Genomic DNA, 17,307 nt, shown 5'->3' with positions numbered 1-17,307 from the left:
CAGTATTCGTCCTGGGTTTGGCGCCCTGTAATTCTCGAAATCGACCAATTATGCCACGAAGGCTTCCGATCAAGGCGATCGGTGACCTTTGTGGTTTTTTTTTGCCGGAACATGGTGCCATGAATGTGAGTTTTTTGTCTGCAGAATCCACTGCAGAAAACATTCGGGATCTGGCCACAGATCCTGAAGCTTTTTGCGTGTTTCCCCACATAAATCCATTGACTCGGTCACTCACCCGATCGCCAACAAAGGGTCTCCGTGCCGAATCGGTTCAGGCGGAAAGGATCAAAGGGCAAAGGAGGTGACGCAGAAAAGCTACTGAAAAACATAAAAACAGAGGAGGCAGTCGGTTCTTGCCGGAAGCCGTAAACTGCCTCCCCATCCAAGCCTCTTGGGGAGACTTAGGGGATTGTTATAATTCATATCGCTTTCCAATTTCAAGAAACTTGTTCCTTTTTCCCCCTGAGGTTCGATTGACCTAATAAAGAACCAGCGGAGGAACAAATGCGATTCTATGAAAAAATGGCTCAGCTCGCCATGCTCGGAATTTTCGTCCTTATGGTGCCCATAACAGCCATGGGGGAGGAGAAAACCATCGAGATTGGAGAAGTCCTCGTTACCGGAGAAAAGCTCTTTGTCCCCACCATGCAGTTGGATGACACGGTCTACACAGGTACCGAAGTGACCAAAGAGGGCATAGACAGCCAAGGAACCAGCGCCAAAACCAGTGTGTACAAAGCTATCGACATCCTTCCCGGCATCAGTGTGGAGAGTGCCGATCCATATGGCCTGAGCGCAGAACAAAGTTCCACCCGAATCCGAGGGATGCGAGGCTCATTAGGTGCCATGACAGTTGAAGGGGTACCCAATTATGGGGGAAACCCCATCGGCCCCCGCGATTATATCTATGATACAGAAAACTTGGAATCGATATCGGTCTATAAAGGGGCAGTACCCGGAGACCTCGGGACGGGCGTCGGAGACCGGGGTGGGGCGATTGAACTGAAACCGCAATGGCCCGGGGAGGAATTCGAAGCCGTCATTAATCAAGGCGTGGGTACAGACAGCTATAACCGCACCTTTCTAAGGATCGATTCAGGATCCCTGCCAAAGTTGAATACACAACTTTCGGGGTCTTATTCCTATACCCAAGCCGACAAATGGAAAGGTCCGGGTGAGATTGGCCCCAGAAATAACGCTAATCTGGCATTGTCACAGCCTCTTGGCCAAGATGTGGCCATGAAAGTTTGGTTCAACTACAACGATCTAAAGCAGGATCTGTATCGGTCTCTCAGCTATAATCAGATTCAGAACCTTTCAGATAATTACGAATTCGACTACAGCCCGGATTTGATCGGAAAGAAATCCCAAGACATCTATTATTACAAGTACAACACTGGATCCTATAAGAACACCGATGTTCTCGGTCTCATCACCATCAAACATTTTCAGGATTTGCTCTTTACCATCAAACCCTACTACAGCGTCGAAGACTCGCAGATCTATCAGGGGGTCACTTCGGGCGGCGGGCGCATTCAAAAAAGAAACCGAGACATCGAACGTCCGGGCGCGATCGCTGAAGCGAAATGGGATGCCGAAATGTTCACGACAACCTTCGGCTATCATTTTGAGAAGAACGATATGAATATCTTCACAGAGAACTATGGCATCACATCATCCGGACTTACCTGGCAGGGCTATGGAAATTGGGCCTCTCCGAGCGCTTCCTACATCAACAGTCCTTACTTCAAGATTGCAGGCAACTATAAAGACTTCGATCTGCAAGCCGGGCTCAAGTATTTCAGATATGACGAGGGTGCCAGCCAAGGGTACGTTACAGATTCTAAAACCTATGAACTGGTGCGGGCGTCCGATCTCGACCGAGAAGAAAGAGTCTACGACATCGTGCTTCCCACACTGGGGATTGGATATAGTTTTTCAGAAACTTTCCAAGCCTATGCAAGTTACGGGAAAAGCTTTATTCGACCCTATTCATACATGCCTCTGGTCAATCTTTACAACACCTACCGGCAGCGATTTATTGACGCGGGCATCACACTGAACGACCTTTTCAGCGGATATGAAATGGAAGAGACAGATACCATTGATTTGGGCGTCCGCTGGAATACTCCCTGGTTCGACATCACACCCACAGTTTTCTTCAACAAGAGCAAAAACCTCTTCACCAATGTCTACGACCCGCGGGTAGATCTCAGCTACCAACAGAATTCCGCGGAGGCCAGCGGCTACGGGATCGATGTCGGTGCGAATTTTTACCTGGCTAAGCCTTTGACGTTTTTCATCAATCCGAGTTGGACTGTGTTGCGGTACGATGAAGACATCGATTCAAACGGGAGCATCGTCACCATAAAAGACAACCAAGTGGTGGATACGCCTGAATTCCTTGTGAAAGCTGGTTTGTTGTTTAAGTTCGAGAACCTGGAGATCATTCCGATGGTGAGATTCATGAGTTCGCGTTATGCGAATGCGGAGAACACTCAAAAAGTCGATGCCTATGCAATCGCGGATCTGCGATTCACTTACGAATGGGACAAAATCCCCATTGCAAAGGCTCTCAAATTGTCTCTGGATCTCAACAACCTGTTCAACAAGGAATATATCTCCTACATCAGCGCATCTGACTATACCACGGGTGGAAGCGCCAGCTACTACCCGGGCGGCCCCTTCACAGCGGTATTTATGGCGTCTTTGGCGTTTTAGGCCTTTTGTATGGTCGTCTTTCTCTGAAGGTGTGAAATTGCGTTGAAAGGAAGGTCCGAGCGAACCTGTTGAAGAGAATAGGAGCAGTCAGGCATTGTCGTCCAACGGTAACCAACACAACTGCAACGCGAAGCTGGAGAAAAGGATCGTGAAAAAATCAAGTATACTGACATGGGTTTTGGCAGGTGTGTGTAGTCTTTTTATGGCCTGCGCCGCCTCTTCGGAGATGCAAAGAAGACCGGCAACGACCCAAGGCGCTTTTTTCGTGGTGGGTATCGGGCCAGGGGACGCAGATCTTTTGACTGCCAGAGCTCTGTCAACTATCCGGAATGCGGATGTTGTCTTTTGCAGTGCTGACATCCGTGAAAAGCTATCCTGCCTTGTGGACTTCAACAAGAAGCAGGTGTTGGATGGCTTTGAGGGTCTGAGCCATTTCTACGGGCTTGACTGCAACGCCCTCGCTGAGGATCGACGCAAAGAAAACGGCATCCCCTGCGAAACCTATCGGAACAAACAGGCGGAATTGGCGGAGATCGTCCGCAAGGCTGTAGCGGTGGGGAAAAACGTGGCCTTTTTGAGCCGTGGAGACCCGACCCTGTATGGAACGGATGCTTGGACGCTTCAAGAATTGGCCGACCTCGACCCAAGCGTCGTGCCGGGCCTGAGTGCCTTTAACGCCGCCAACGCTGTCCTCCAGGCAGGGTTGGGCGAGGTGATTCTCACAACGCCATTTCGCTGCAAAAACGCGGAGAAACAAAAGGATACCATCGAAAACTTAGCCCGGTATGATCGGGCGACCTTGGTGATATTCGCGCGCAGAGATATGGACCATCTTTTGAAAAGGCTTTCGGCCTCGTTTCCGCCGGATACGCCTGTGGCGGTTGTCAACCATGCAGGCCAACAGGAAAAGGTCGGAGTGTTTGTGGGTGCAGTCGGAGACCTGGGGCGGAAACTCCCTTGGAGAGACGCGGGTCTTTCCTTGGTTTATGTTGGAAAAGCTGTAAAAGAAGCCCCCTACAGAGGGGCCGTTTCCGAAAAGGCAGAGGGGCCCGGCAAATTCTACCTGGTCGGGACGGGTCCCGGCGATTCGGATTTGGCCACCCTCCGGGCCCTCGAGGTCATCCGGAAGGCGGATCTGGTCTTCGCCTCGGAAAAACTCAGTGATCGCTTCCAGAAGGAGCTATCGGGAAAGGAAGTGATCTTTGGTTTTCACCGGCTCTTTCCCTTTTATGGGCAAAACTGTTCGGAGGTAAGCGAAGCGGAAAAAAAGAAGGAGAGAATGAGTTGTGAAGAGTACCATCAAAAACAGGCGGAATTTGCCGCACAGGTTCGAAAGGCTGTCGCAGAAGGCAAAACCGTTGTCATGCTGGACAGCGGCGACCCTCTCATTTACGGCCCCTCCTCCTGGACCCTCAAGGAGTTAAAGGATGTGGATACTGAAGTCGTACCCGGCCTGAGCTGCTTCAACGCTGCCAATGCAGCCCTGGCGCAAGGAATCGCCGACGAGAAGCGCTTTCACTCCGTCGTTCTCGCCTCGGGCTGGTCCGTAGAGGAAATGGCCCCGCTGCAGGGCACGATGGTCCTCTTCACCATGCGCACAGAATTCAAAAAATTCATCGACATCATATCCGCGCACTATCCGCCCGATACGCCCGTCGCCATTATTTCCAGCGCCGGTTACACCGACAGGGAAAAGGTCTCGAGGAAAAGGCTGGGCGACATAATGAAACAAGGGGCAATGGAAAATCAGCCTTTTGAGTACATGATCTATATAGGGGATTGTCTTGATATGGGCGCGGGAAGTTAGACCGCTCCACTCCCCGCCCGAGTTGAGGTTTTCCGGACTTTCGGTTGTTCTACCAACAGGAGAACCGTGAGATCTCGAATCAGTGGAATTGAACCGTCATAGACGATGGATTCAAAACCTTTGAAGGACGGCCCATAACGGTGTGATTGCATCTTGGAGATCCCCGGCGGATCTTCAAGACCATCCATTTCGGCGTAATCGACAAAGGAGGTTTGTGATGAAGCTCAAAAACTTGTCTGTTTTTGTACTGTTGTGGTTTTTTCTGTTTGGCGGATCCCAAGCCCTGGCCCACAACATTTGGATCAACCCTGAAAACCATTACCCACAGGTAGGGGAAACGGTGGATATCGGCCTGGGCTGGGGGCATACCTACCCCGTCAGCCGCGTGGATCAGGAAATGAAACCTGGAATCCTAGCCTATATTCATGTGCTGGATCCGGATGGCAGCAAGGTGGAGCCTGAGATGATATCTGAGACACACTATAAGCTGAAGATCGAAAAGGAAGGCGTCTATCTCGTAACCGCAGGAATCAAGCCTGGCATCTTCACAATGACGCCCAAAGGAAGGCAGTGGAGCGACAAGAAAGGCGTGGAAAACGCCATTTCCTGCACGAGTTTCTCCATCGAGGCAAAAGCGATCATTATTGCAGGGGAAAATGACGAGCGCCTCGGCGCGGTCACCGGCCAAGAATTGGAGATCATCCCTCTTTCAAACCCCAAAACCACGAAGCCTGGTGAAAAACTGAACTTAAAGGTCTTGTTTCGTGGAAAACCGGTAGAGGGGGTTACAGTCAACGCCACGTTCGCGGGATACACCTCCCAGGGGGAATCCAAGGACATCGCCCCTCACCGGGACCCCAAAGGCCATAAGCCCTCTTTTCCAGTAACCGCCGTCACCGACGACGAAGGAAAGGCTGCGTTCTCCGTAAACCAGGCCGGTTACTGGATGATCGTTGTTTCCCACAGAAGTCCCTACCCGGACAAAGAAACCTGTGACGAGTACATGCACAATATGGCCTTCACCTTTGAGGTCCGGTGAGGGCAAAGGGTTGTCAGCAGATCCCCCGCTGCAGACCGTGAGGAGGCGATATCCCGGGCCCTGACCTTTTTCGCACTGCAAACAAACGGGCAATCGGGGGCTGAATCATAACCCCAAGCACAATAGGCTGAAGTAAAACCGGTGAGAATGCTGAGACAGCATGCGGGACGTCGTTCATCTATAGCATCTCCCTCGGTTGTCCGGTGGAAGACAGAACCGTGCTCCAAAAGCGACCGTCAGGGTTGATCCTCTTTCTGCTGGATGTAGCCATGCAAAGCGGCACATGGGTGAACTCCCCTTTCCAGGTGCCGACGAGCATGTTCGTGCGGCCCGTCATCCCCGCGTGGGCCGCGTGGTGTCCCAGCAGAACGCAGAAGGCGGAGTCCCTGGCATTGGCCGGGAGGCTGCGGATGGTGTAGCTCGGGTCGATGTACTTCAGGTTCACCTCGATGCCGAGCCCCCTGAAGTGGCCGTTGATCTTCTCCTTCAGGAAGGGGCCGATATCGTTGAACCGCACGTTGCCCGAGGCGTCCCGTTCGCCGGTGGCCTGCATGAGGTCCTGCCCGGCACCTTCTCCCACGACGATCACCGCGTGGGCGCGCCGTTCGATCCGCTCCTCGAGGGAGCGCAGGAACCCGTGCAGTGTAAAAGGGACCTCCGGAACCAGGCAGTAGTTGACATCGCTGCTCGCGATCGTCGCCCAGGCGGCAATGAAACCGGACTCACGCCCCATCAATTTCACGAGGCCGATGCCGTTCCGGGCGCCTGTCGCCTCCGTGTTGGCCGAATCGATCGCGATCCGCGCCTCGGAGACGGCCGTATCGAATCCAAAAGAAGACTGCACGTAGGAAATATCGTTGTCGATGGTCTTGGGGACGCCTATGACCGCGATCTTCAACCCCCTTCGTTCGATCTCCTCGGCGATGGCCATACCGCCCCGCAAGGTGCCGTCCCCCCCGATGGTGAAAAGGATCCCGATGTTCATCCGCTCGAGGTTGTCGACCATCTCGGAGATATCCTGCGGACCTCGGGACGAGGCCAGGATCGATCCCCCCATTTTGTGAATGTCCTTGACCCCTTCCGGTGTCAACTCGAGCGGGACATGGTGGTGGCGATAACTCAGCCCTTCGTAGCCGTACCGGAAGCCGAAAACGGTCTGGACGCCGTAATGGTAAAAAAGGCCGAGGACAATGGCGCGGATGACATCGTTCAGCCCCGGACAAAGCCCCCCGCATGTGACAATCCCGCACTTGAGCTTCCACGGATCGAAGTAGATTTTCTCCCGTGGCCCGGCCAGTTCGAACTGCGGCGGATCGAGACCGGCTTCGGCGCAGGCCAGGATATCCCGGGCATCCCGGTGGTAAGCGACATACTGATCATCTTTCACGAACTGGGTGTTCGTCATAGGGGAAGGGATCATGCCCTCCCCGAGCGTCCGAATCGTGAAGTCCATTTCCATGTCCGTCATCCAAACACCCCCACATTGAAGACTGGTTCCAAACCGCCCGGATGTCCCTTTATCGTTCCAAAACCTCCCGGAGTATAGCACCGCCGTGCCCCGTTTGGAAAGATCGATGCCGTGGCCGAATCCGCCACAGCCGATATGAGCATTTGACAGCCGCCCAAAGCGGTCTTAGAATTCAAGGCCGTCACGGATTAAAACCGCCAACGTCGGCAAAGGGGGGAGAAAGCGATGGGATCCTGCCAGACCCGGGCAGGTTCACGTTTTCCTTTTGGAATGCAATACTCGCAGGAGGGAACGAATTTTTCCTTTCCCTGCCGGTACGCACACAGCGTGGAACTGCTTCTGTTCGAAGATGCGCTCAGCAAGGAACCCTTTCAGGTCATCCAGCTCGACCCGCAGATCAACCGGACCTATTTCACCTGGCACGTCTTCGTCGAGGCCCTGCCCATCGGCACCGCCTATACCTGGCGCGCGGACGGCCCAAGCAATCCGTCCACCAGCGGTCTGCGCTTCGACAGCGGAAAATCGCTCCTCGACCCATGGGCTGTGGCGGTATCGGACGCCTTGTGGGACCGGCAGCGCGCCTCCGCACCCGGAGACAACACCGCCACGGCCATGCGCGGCATCGTGGTCGATGTGAGGGATTACGACTGGGATGGCGACGAGCCCCTGAACCACTGCCTGGAAAAGGCCGTGATCTATGAAGCCCATGTGGGAGGATTCACCCGCCATCCGTCTTCCGGGGTACACCAGCCGGGAACCTTCGCAGGCATCGTGGAACAGATCCCCTATCTCGAGGCGCTCGGGGTCACGGACATCGAACTGATGCCGGTGATGGCCTTCGACGAACAGGACGTCCCGGAGGGCCCGCGTGCACGCGGGCTCCACAACTTCTGGGGATACAGTCCGCATTCCTTCTATTCGCCCCACCCGGGTTACTGCACGGCGCCTCACCTCGGGTCCCATCTGAAGGACTTCCGGGGCATGGTCAAGGCCCTTCACCAGGCGAAAATCGGCGTCATTATGGATGTGGTCTTCAACCACACCGCCGAAGGCGGTGCAGACGGCCCCACTATCAACTTCAAAGGCTTCTGGAACAACGCCTTTTATCACCTCGACCGCAATGACCGCAGCGTCTATCGCGATTACACGGGCTGCGGCAACACCATCAACTGCAACCATCCGCTCGTATCCCTCTTCCTGATTCGCTGCCTGGAATACTGGGTCGAGGAAATGCACGTCGATGGGTTCCGGTTCGATCTGGCAAGCGTGTTCACGCGGGGTGAGGACGGCCAGGCCATGCGCAACGCCCCGTTCGTATGGGGCGTCGAATTTTCCCAGGTCCTCAATCAGACCCGGATCATCGCCGAGGCGTGGGATGCCGGCGGTCTCTACCAGGTCGGGGCCTTTCCCGGTCTGCGCATGGCCGAATGGAACGGGCGCTACCGGGATGTCATCCGGCGCTTCGTCCGGGGGGACAGCGGTCTCATCGGGGAAGTAGCCACCCGCATCTCCGGCAGCAGCGACCTCTACGAACCTAGGGATCGGCTTCCCATCAACAGCATCAATTTCATCACCTGCCACGATGGGTTCACCCTCCAGGACCTGGTCAGCTATAACCGGAAACACAACGAAGCCAACGGAGAGGACAACCGGGACGGAACCGACGAAAACCTGAGCTGGAACTGCGGCTTCGAGGGCGAAACCAAAGATTTGGCGATCGTTTCCCTCCGACGCCGTCAAACCCGCAATTTCGTGGCGATTCTCCTCCTGAGCCAAGGCGTGCCCATGCTCCTTGCAGGTGACGAGGTCCTGCGCTCTCAGCAGGGAAACAACAACGCCTATTGCCACGACAATCCGATCGGCTGGCTCGATTGGCACCTGGCCGTCCTGCAGGAAGATATGCTGCGGTTCGTCGGCGAGATGATCGCCTTCCGTAAACGCCACCCCGCGCTCATGCGCCGGCGCTTCCTGACCGGCGCTCCGACGGGGCCAGAAGATCTTCCCGATATCTCCTGGCACGGGCCGGACGGAAACGACCCGCACTGGAACGATCCGGAGGGCCGGTTCCTGGCCTATACCCTCGCCGGCCTGACGTCCGAAGAGGAGTCCATACACGTCATCTTCAACCTGTCGAACCGCTCACTGCGGGTACCGCTCCCCGCCCTCTCCGGCAAAGAGTGGCATCTGGCCGTCGACACCTCGCGGCGTTCACCCGAAGAGATCATTGGAAAGGACCGTCAGCAGGCCATCCCTCACCCATCGACTATCCTGGCCCCGACCCACAGCGTTGTGGTCTGCGAGGCCAGAAAGCCGGCGCAAATCCCGTCCGGTTGAATGACCCTCCAGGGCAAAAGCCGACACGTTCCTGAAAGCTCTACGGTGTTCTGCTCGGACCTCAATCCGGCGTGTCGATTCCAGGCCTCGCTACCCTGCGTCGGAAGTGACTTACCTCTTGATTTCCACAGGTTGCAGAGCACTTCGGGCATGGGCCGGTCCGCCGGCCGAGCTGTTTGGCATGCGGCAGCGACCTCACGGCAGCGCCCCGTGAACACCCTCCGCGACCCGGCGCAGGTTCGCGGCCCAATCGCCTGCAAGCGGATCGGCAACGAGGACCTTTCCCCCGATCGCCTCGGCGATCACCTCGGCGCTGCGGGTCGAAAACTGGGGCTGAACGAATAAGGCGGTAATCCCCTCTTTCCGGGCATAATCGATCAGCTCGGACAACTCGGACGGTTTGGGCTCCTTCCCCTCGACCTCCACAGGGATCTGCCTGAGCCCATAGGCCTCCGCAAAATAACCCCATGCCGGGTGGAACACGAGAAAGGCCCTTCGTTCCCGCTTATCGGCGAAAACCAACCGGATCTCGGCGTCGAGATCGACCAGTTCCACAATCAGCGATTTGAAGTTCGCTTCGAAATACACCCTCCCGGACGGGTCTTCACGAATCAGGGCATCGAGAATGTTGCGGGCCTGCAGCATAACGAGCGGAGGCGAAAGCCACACGTGCGGGTCCTTCCCACCCTCGGCCGGACGGCCGGCCGCAGGATGTTCATCCGCATGACGATGGTCTTCCATCGCCCGTTTTTCGATGCCCCGGTCGGTTCGCACAATCCGCATCTCCGGATTCATAGAGGCGAACCGGGGAAGCCATGCATCCTCGAATGGAACTCCTGTTGCGAAGTAAATGCGAGTCCGGGCGAGCGTGACCATCTGGTTGGGCTTTGGTTCGTAGGTCGCGGGACTCGCCCCGGGTTTGACCATGACATGAACCTCCACCCGCTCCCCTCCGATCTTCCCTACAAAATAGCCCTGTGGAACGACGCTCACGAAGACCTTCAGCGGCTCCGCCCCAGCTGCAGGCGATCCATTCGTCAAACAGGACAACAGAAAAACCAGAACCGGCATCATCCCCACCCATATCGAACCTTTCATCGAATAACCTCCTGAAATCCAAGATCCGAGTGCATAGGACCCTTCACTTACTCTTCCTCCCCCGACGTCCAACGACTCCCCTGCGGCGGATGGCAGCCGCGTCCCTGTTTGTCGGGTATTGTGGCACAACCCGGGCGCAGACGCAAACATCGGCCGTCCGTGACCTCTGGCTCCGCTCAGACCTCGAAACTCGCGACCCGATCGGGCCTCGACACCCCGATGCTACGAAGCGTCCGCTCAGGCGCCCGCTATGCTGGATATTGCCCGAGGCCACCTCTGTCGCTGTTTCCACTCGGAAGGGCCAAACCGACAAGAATCCTTCCCGGACACCGGCCCCGGTTCCATTCCGGGCGGCCTCTGCCCCTTGGACAGCCTCCGGAGGGTCCAGCACATCGATCATTGAGTCGAAAAACCGCAAAAGGCCTTGACTTTTGAGAGCCGATTTATTATGAATCTACGGTAGCATCGCCGCAGCAGAAGCTGCCGGCCTTTCGCTCGCGGCCCGGACCGGATGTCCGTGGCTGGAAAGGCACCTTCCCGTTCGTGTCTCTCGATACGGATGGGTGGATTAACACTCGATCGGAACCTGACCACGAAGGTCTTTCCCGCTCTATGGGGGGATATCTTCGTGTTTTTTTTGCCTATGGCCCAAACCCTGAATAGAGGTTGAAGGAAAACACCCGATGAATGCAAAATGCCCTAAAAAAATCGCACTGATGAAAAATACCATCCTTGCATGGATCGCCCTGTACTGCATGACCTTGGCCTATGCGGGTTCACTTGGGGCGGCCGATGTCGAGCAGGGCAAGGAATTCCACCAACTCGACGCCGTCGTCGTGTCGGCGACCCGGAGCGAAATCCCGGTCTTCGACGCGCCGCAGGACGTCTCCGTCATCACGGCCGAGGAGATCATGGCCTCGCCTTTCCAGAGGGTCGAGGACATCGTACGCAGCGTCCCCGGCGTATCCAATTTCCGCCATTACGGACTTCAGACCAACGGCGTCGTGAGCCCGCTCATCATGCGGGGTGCGGGGAAAAACCGGGTCCTGCTGCTGGTGGACGGCGTCCCGCAGAACGACAATTTCAACAACGCCATCGCCTGGGTCGCCTGGGGGCATATCCCGAAGGAGACCATCGAACGGATCGAGATCGTCCGCGGCCCCACCTCCGCGCTCTATGGGTCGGAAGGTCTGGGCGGCGTGATCCACATCATCACGCGCAACCCCACCGCCAAGCGGCAGACCTCCATCAGCGGGGAGGCCGGGACGGCCGACACCTACGCCGGATCCGTTTTTCACAGCCAGAAAGGAGACCAGCTCGGTATGATGCTCGCCGGCGGCTATGAAGACAGCGACGGCTTCCTCATGACCGACCGCGTGGAGAGTTACACCATTAAGCGCTATCGTGATGCAGGCAAGGTCTTCGGCAAAGCCACCTACGACATCAGTCCCGAATCGGAAGCGACCTTCTCCGCCCTCTACTACGACCATGAAATGGGAAAAGGGCGGGAATTCTTCTATGATGAACTTCAGTTGGACCAGTACTCGGCGACCTACTCACGGCAGACGGGCGGATTAGGCCTGAAGGGGCTTCTATATCTGAATCACGCGGACAAAACCGCCTACCAGGATACAGCGAAAGACGATTACACATCCCTTTACCGGGTGGAAAGCATGCCCTCCACCTACACGTGGGGGGCCGATCTTCAGGGCACCCTGCCGGTCCTCGCCTGGGCCGATCTGACCCTCGGCGCGGCCTATAAAGAAGCCTCCTGGAAATACGATGAAGACTATCCCGGGCTGACAAGAGATGCCGGGGCGGAAGGCACCCAACGCTTCGTGTCCCCTTTCGCGAACCTGAACCTCAACCTCCTTGACAAGCGCCTGCTCATGAGCCTGGGCGCGCGTTACGACTGGATCGAGACCTCGGACGGCGCCAACTGGGACACCAAACCGGACGGCGGCATCAAACCGTACCGCAACACCTACCAGACGCAGGACGAGGGCAACTTCTCGCCGAAGCTCGGTATAGCCTTTCACCCGGATGCAAAGACCACCCTGAGGACATCCGGAGGCAAAGGCTTTCGAGCGCCAAGCCTCTTCGAGCTTTACAAGGTCCATGTCCGCGGGGGAGGAACCTATTACCGGACGGCCAACCCCGACCTGCAACCGGAGGAAATCTGGTCGTATGACTTCGGGGGGGAGCGCTTCCTTTCGGATACCGTCTGGGCGAAAGCCACCTTTTACCAATCCTTTGCCAGTGACTATATCGGAGACCGTCTGACAGGATCCTACGTCAAAAGCGGCAAAACCTACTACGAGTACGAACTCGACAACATCAGCAAGGTGGACATCTACGGGCTGGAAACCGAGCTGCAGTGGTATCCTCTCGAAAATCTGACCGTGTTCGGGAATTACAGCTATACGGTCTCGAAGATCGAGGAAGATGAAGAAAACAAAAGTCTGGAGGGGAATCACCTACCGAACGACCCGAAACACAGCATCCACGTCGGCCTGAACTACAACCATCCCCGATTTGCAACGATTACCCTTCTCGGCAACTATTATGCCGACATCTATTACGACAACGAAAACACGCTCAAGACCGAAGATTACTGGACGGTCGACCTCGGTCTCTCCCGCAGATTCATGGATCAGCTCACCGTCTTCCTGAACGTGGAAAATCTTTTCGACAAAGAGTATCCTATTTTCCTGTCCGCCTCTGAAGGCAACACCATCGCCCCCGGGGCGATCATCACCGGCGGCGTCAAATTCGAATTCTAATCCGGGAGTCCGGACCTCATGAAAATCACGAAAACGAGTCTTGCCTGCCTTTTCGCCCTTCTCTTCCTCACCGGTCCGGCATACGCCCACCACCTGTGGGTTGCTTCAAATGACGGGACCTACACCGTCATGCGCGGGCACATGCCGGATCAGCCCATGCCCTATTCCCCGGAATGCGTAAAGGACATCGCGGCCTTCGATTCCGAGGGCACCGCTATCCCCGTGAAACGGACCGACGCGGCGGAAGCGGTATCGTTCCAGACCCCGGAGCCGCCCGCCCTCGTCACCGTCACCTGCGACTGGGGCTACCGGGTCCTTACCACCCGGGGTAAGAAATTCATGACACGCAGGGAGGCCGTGGAAGCCGGGCACACCGTCATCGAGGCCTTCTTCTCCACCCAGTTCGCCAAAATCCTCTTCGATGATTCTCAGGCGGCCATCAAGGCCACCGGGCTCAAGCTGGAGTTGATGCCCCTCACGGACCCCTCAGAAGCCTCGCCAGGAAGCGTCCTGCAGATCAAGGTCCTCCTGGATGACAAACCCCTGGCCGATGCCGCCGTTCTCACCGCCTCGAACACGGAGATTCGAAGCGATGCAGAGGGGATCGCCGCCGTCCCGATCGAACAGGCCGGGCGGCAACTGCTCTCCCTGCGGCACAAAATCCCCGTCCAGAACGACCCTGACCGGGATTACCACCTATTGACCACTTTCCTGATATTCGAGGTGAAATGAAACCGATCAACCCGCGCTGCACCCTCTTCACGGCTGGAGTGCTTCTCGTCCTACTGCTCCTTCCCACAGCCCTCCTGGCCCACGGGACCGGCCACCGCATCCTCGAGGACGAGGCCGCGCTGACCGTGGAGTTTTTCTACGCCGACGGCGAGCCGATGCGCTACGCCGAGGTCCTCATCTTCAATCCGCAAGACCCGAAAATCGAATACCAGAACGGCCGGACGGATCTGCATGGACGGTTCGCCTTTCTTCCGGACACGCCTGGCATCTGGCGGATCACCGCCGACGACGGGATGGGGCATCTGGCGCAGGCAACCCTTGACGTCGCATCGCCTAACCCCGCGGTTGCGCCGGAGGAAGCTCACCCCAAAAAAGGCGTGGTCTTTCAAGGATCGGCCCCATCGCGCCTCACGGGCATGATCGCCGGGCTGAGCATCCTCCTCAACATCGTGCTGCTGGTCTTATGGTGGAAAGGAAGGAAACCCCGATGACACCCTATAAATTCCCGCTCATTCTCAGCCTGCTTCTCTTTACGGCCCTGCTGTTCCTTTCCCCCGGCCTTCGAGCAGCCGAACCCGGCAAACTTTACGTCGTCGGCATGGGACCCGCAGGCCCGGATCTCACGGCCCCGCGCGCCCTCGCGATTGTCGAAAAAGCCGACGTTCTGCTCTGCTCACCGCGTATGCCCCAGCGGTTTGCGGCCTTTGGGACTCACATCGATCCCCGGAAGGTCGCCTTCGACCCGTGGGAAAAGATCCTTGGAAAAGACGTCCGTGATCTGAAAAAGAAGGATCCCGCCCGGTGGGCGCTGGAAAGGGATGCTCGGATCAGGGAAGTTCAGGGTTTTATCCTGGGAAAACTGGATGAGGGAAAGACCGTCGCCCTGCTCGACGGAGGAGATCCGTGTGTGTACGGCCCGAGCCTTCAATATCTGCTGCAGGGCTTCGACGACGCACGCTTCGAGGTCATTCCGGGCATGGGGGCCTTCAACGCCGCGGGCGCCGCCCTCAAACGCAGCTTGACCTCCGATAACGTGCGCTTTGCATTCCTCACCTCGCCCGAGTCTCTTTTCGGAGAATCCTGGGAAAAAGATGACGGGATCCTGGGGGATCTTGCCAAATACGACACCACGATGGTCCTTTACATGTCGCTCAAGTCCCTGAACAAAGTTGTCGAGAGACTCAGCCGCCATTATCCGCCCGATCTTCCCATCGCGATCGTCTATTACGCCGGCTATTCGGACAAGGAAAAGGTCCTCAGAAGCCGTCTCGGCTCCCTGCTCAACGATATCGAGACGATGGATGAAAACTGGCTGGGACTGTTTGTGGCCGGTCCCTGCGCAAAGTGATGGGCGCCCGGCGGCGAGCCGTCCCGTAGATCCCGCCGTCAGCAAAATGCCCTACCCAGCGGCTCACGGCGATGATCATGACGGCGTCCACCGGACGCGCACCTCCTTCGGACGGGGATCCATCGGCATCGATGTGCAGGCCCGGAAATGGCGCCCGCCTCACTTGAGGAACGATTGGTCCTCGAAGGCCTTTCCAGCCCACTCGCCCCTTCCACCCTACATCAGTTCGAAAAGGATGCTGACCTCGAGCGAAACCGGCCCGCTGAAAAGTCTGCGAGGAGGGGGAGGAAACGGCGCCGAGGCCCGCACGGCCTCGAGCGCGGCCTCATCCAGCATCCCGTGGCGGGAGCCATCGGAAAGGCGCAGATCACTGACACTGCCGTCCGATTCGATGACAAAGCGCACCTTGACCCGCCCTTCGACCTGCCGTTTCCTGGCGACGGTCGGGTACTTCTTGTTGCCTTCGATCTTCATCCGCACCATCCCGAAGTAGTCTTCGGTCGAACCATAGACCGCCGCCCCCCCGGAAACGGCCTTGGGCATGGACCAGGCGGCCGCACCGGGCTTCGACATCGCGGGGTGTTTCGGCGCGGCTATGGGCTCGACCACCGACGGGTTCGGGGCCTTGAAGGATTTAATGGCCCGCGGGGCGGGCGGAGCCTTGACAGGCTGCGGGGTCAGCGGAGTGGGCTCTGCGACGTCCGTCTGCGGAGGCTGGCGATTTTTCTGCGGCGGACGCGGTATGCTCCGGGCTGCCGGTTCGGCTTCATTCTGCAGCGTCAACTCGATGAAGGCATGATCCCGCGCGTCGTATATCCCGGCCACATAGACAAAAACGACGGCGTGCACCGCAATCGACACCGCGATCAATCCGCGCAAAAGCCAGTTGGACCTCTTTCCCGGGCTGTTGGCCGCTTCCACTCAGAAACCCCTCAGAAGGCCTTCTCGGTCGCGAGGCAGAGACGGCCGGCGCCGGCGGCCTTTGCCACATCCATGACCTGGACCGCTTTGTTCAACACCACGCTTCGCTCAGCCTTGATGAGGACCATCTGGTCCGGGGCATTTCCGATCAACTGCTGAAGACGCTTGAAAAGCTCACCCAGGCTCAATTCGGTGTTTTCGAGGAATGCCCGACCCTCCCCATCCACATAGACCGTGATTTCGGTCCGGGTCTGCGGACGCGAAGCGTCCGCCTGAGGCAGCTTGACGTCGATCCCCTCGTCGACCATGAAGTTGGTGGTCAGGAGAAAATAGACCAGCAGCAGGAAAACGATGTCGATCAACGATGTCAACGGGGTCTGCACGCCGTAGCGCGGCCGTTTTTTCCGATGCACCAGCATGGCTCAGTTCTCCTGAAAACGCCCAAGGCTCTTGATGAAGCGCACGATGCCGGTCTGAAGACGCGCCTCGTAGCGGTCCACCTGCACCAGGAGCCAGCTGTGGGCAACCATGGCCGGCAGCGCCACCGCCAACCCGAGGGCCGTGGTCAGCATCGCCTCCCAGATCCCTCCGGCCAGAACGGCTGCATTGACCTTGCCCCCCATCTGCTGGATCACCATGAAGGCCTTGATCATCCCGATGACCGTGCCGAGAAGCCCGAGCAGCGGCGCGATATTGGCGATCGTCGCGAGCGCCTGCAGGTAGCGCGACAGATCGCGCACCTCTTCTTCGGTGGCATGAGCGAGAACGGTCTCGAAGGTCTCCCGGTCCTGATCGGCCACATCCAACCCTTGTGCGAGGATACGCCCCATGGGTGAGCGGCTTTCGCTCGCCGCCTGCCGGGCGCCATCCCGGTCACCGCTTTCGATGCTGGTGGCCACCCGTTCCGCCACAAAGCGGCCCCTTTTCCGTAAAACGCTGAAACGGATGACCCGTTCGATGAAAATCGCCAGGGCCAGAACGGAGCAAAGCAGTATGGGCGTCACGAGCACGCCGCCCTTTGCAAGAAACGCAAACATTGAGTCCCCCTCAACCCTT

At 57.4% G+C, this 17,307-nt stretch carries 13 protein-coding genes; 8 read left to right on the top strand and 5 right to left on the bottom strand.

What is annotated here, in order from left to right; genetic code table 11:
• The first annotated feature begins 504 nt into the window (after positions 1-504).
• From ACZ500_RS23120 to ACZ500_RS23110, 3 genes are all read left to right on the top strand, one after another.
• Complete coding sequence (locus ACZ500_RS23120) at positions 505-2,721, top strand: TonB-dependent receptor (protein ID WP_464229778.1); 2,217 nt, start codon at positions 505-507, stop codon at positions 2,719-2,721.
• A gap of 298 nt (positions 2,722-3,019) precedes the next feature.
• A complete protein-coding gene (locus tag ACZ500_RS23115) occupies positions 3,020-4,528 on the top strand; it encodes an SAM-dependent methyltransferase (protein WP_464229776.1) in 1,509 nt (502 codons plus the stop codon).
• Between the two features lie 217 nt (positions 4,529-4,745).
• On the top strand, positions 4,746-5,567 hold the full coding sequence (locus ACZ500_RS23110; RefSeq protein WP_464229775.1) for a DUF4198 domain-containing protein: 822 nt from the start codon (positions 4,746-4,748) through the stop codon (positions 5,565-5,567).
• Between the two features lie 178 nt (positions 5,568-5,745).
• Here the strand turns inward: ACZ500_RS23110 and ACZ500_RS23105 are convergent, their stop codons facing one another.
• On the bottom strand, positions 5,746-7,035 hold the full coding sequence (locus tag ACZ500_RS23105) for an ATP-dependent 6-phosphofructokinase (RefSeq protein WP_464229774.1): 1,290 nt from the start codon (positions 7,033-7,035) through the stop codon (positions 5,746-5,748).
• Between the two features lie 225 nt (positions 7,036-7,260).
• Here ACZ500_RS23105 and glgX point away from each other — a divergent pair, with 225 nt between their 5' ends.
• The gene (gene glgX / locus ACZ500_RS23100; RefSeq protein WP_464229773.1) at positions 7,261-9,369 is read left to right on the top strand and encodes a glycogen debranching protein GlgX; all 2,109 of its coding nucleotides are present in this window, start codon (positions 7,261-7,263) and stop codon (positions 9,367-9,369) included.
• Between the two features lie 195 nt (positions 9,370-9,564).
• On the opposite strand, the gene ACZ500_RS23095 is transcribed toward glgX, so the two are convergent.
• Entirely contained in the window at positions 9,565-10,467 is a 903-nt protein-coding gene (locus ACZ500_RS23095) for a metal ABC transporter solute-binding protein, Zn/Mn family (protein ID WP_464229772.1), read from the bottom strand.
• A 716-nt stretch (positions 10,468-11,183) separates the two neighbouring features.
• On the opposite strand from ACZ500_RS23095, the gene ACZ500_RS23090 reads away from it, so the two are divergent.
• Genes ACZ500_RS23090 through ACZ500_RS23075 form a run of 4 tightly spaced genes read left to right on the top strand, consistent with a single transcriptional unit; the run spans position 11,184 to position 15,330 of the window.
• Positions 11,184-13,250 (top strand): TonB-dependent receptor plug domain-containing protein, encoded by a 2,067-nt coding sequence (locus tag ACZ500_RS23090; protein WP_464229770.1) that lies wholly within the window; start codon positions 11,184-11,186, stop codon positions 13,248-13,250.
• 18 nt (positions 13,251-13,268) lie between these two features.
• Positions 13,269-13,982 carry a DUF4198 domain-containing protein gene (locus ACZ500_RS23085; RefSeq protein WP_464229769.1) on the top strand — a complete coding sequence of 238 codons (714 nt, stop codon included), beginning with the start codon at positions 13,269-13,271 and terminating at the stop codon, positions 13,980-13,982.
• A complete protein-coding gene (locus ACZ500_RS23080; protein WP_464229768.1) occupies positions 13,979-14,473 on the top strand; it encodes a hypothetical protein in 495 nt (164 codons plus the stop codon). Before ACZ500_RS23085 ends, ACZ500_RS23080 begins: the two co-directional genes overlap by 4 nt.
• Positions 14,470-15,330 carry an SAM-dependent methyltransferase gene (locus tag ACZ500_RS23075; protein ID WP_464229767.1) on the top strand — a complete coding sequence of 287 codons (861 nt, stop codon included), beginning with the start codon at positions 14,470-14,472 and terminating at the stop codon, positions 15,328-15,330. The genes ACZ500_RS23080 and ACZ500_RS23075 overlap by 4 nt, the downstream gene beginning before the upstream one ends.
• 216 nt (positions 15,331-15,546) lie before the next feature.
• Here the strand turns inward: ACZ500_RS23075 and ACZ500_RS23070 are convergent, their stop codons facing one another.
• From ACZ500_RS23070 to ACZ500_RS23060, 3 genes are read right to left on the bottom strand one after another with little or no spacing between them, the layout of a single operon-like run.
• Positions 15,547-16,209: an energy transducer TonB gene (locus ACZ500_RS23070; RefSeq protein WP_464229766.1), complete on the bottom strand. Its 663-nt coding sequence runs from the start codon at positions 16,207-16,209 to the stop codon at positions 15,547-15,549.
• Between the two features lie 53 nt (positions 16,210-16,262).
• Positions 16,263-16,670, bottom strand: a complete 408-nt coding sequence (locus ACZ500_RS23065; protein ID WP_464229765.1) for an ExbD/TolR family protein — start codon at positions 16,668-16,670, stop codon at positions 16,263-16,265.
• Positions 16,671-16,673: 3 nt separating this feature from the next.
• Positions 16,674-17,288, bottom strand: coding sequence for a MotA/TolQ/ExbB proton channel family protein (locus ACZ500_RS23060; protein ID WP_464229764.1), 615 nt, complete (start codon positions 17,286-17,288; stop codon positions 16,674-16,676).
• Positions 17,289-17,307: the final 19 nt, after the last annotated feature.

It is taken from the genome of Desulfatiglans parachlorophenolica (genome assembly GCF_055394735.1).
The sequence above is the reverse complement of the archived record's forward strand: the minus strand, read 5'-3'. Positions and strand labels throughout refer to the sequence as shown.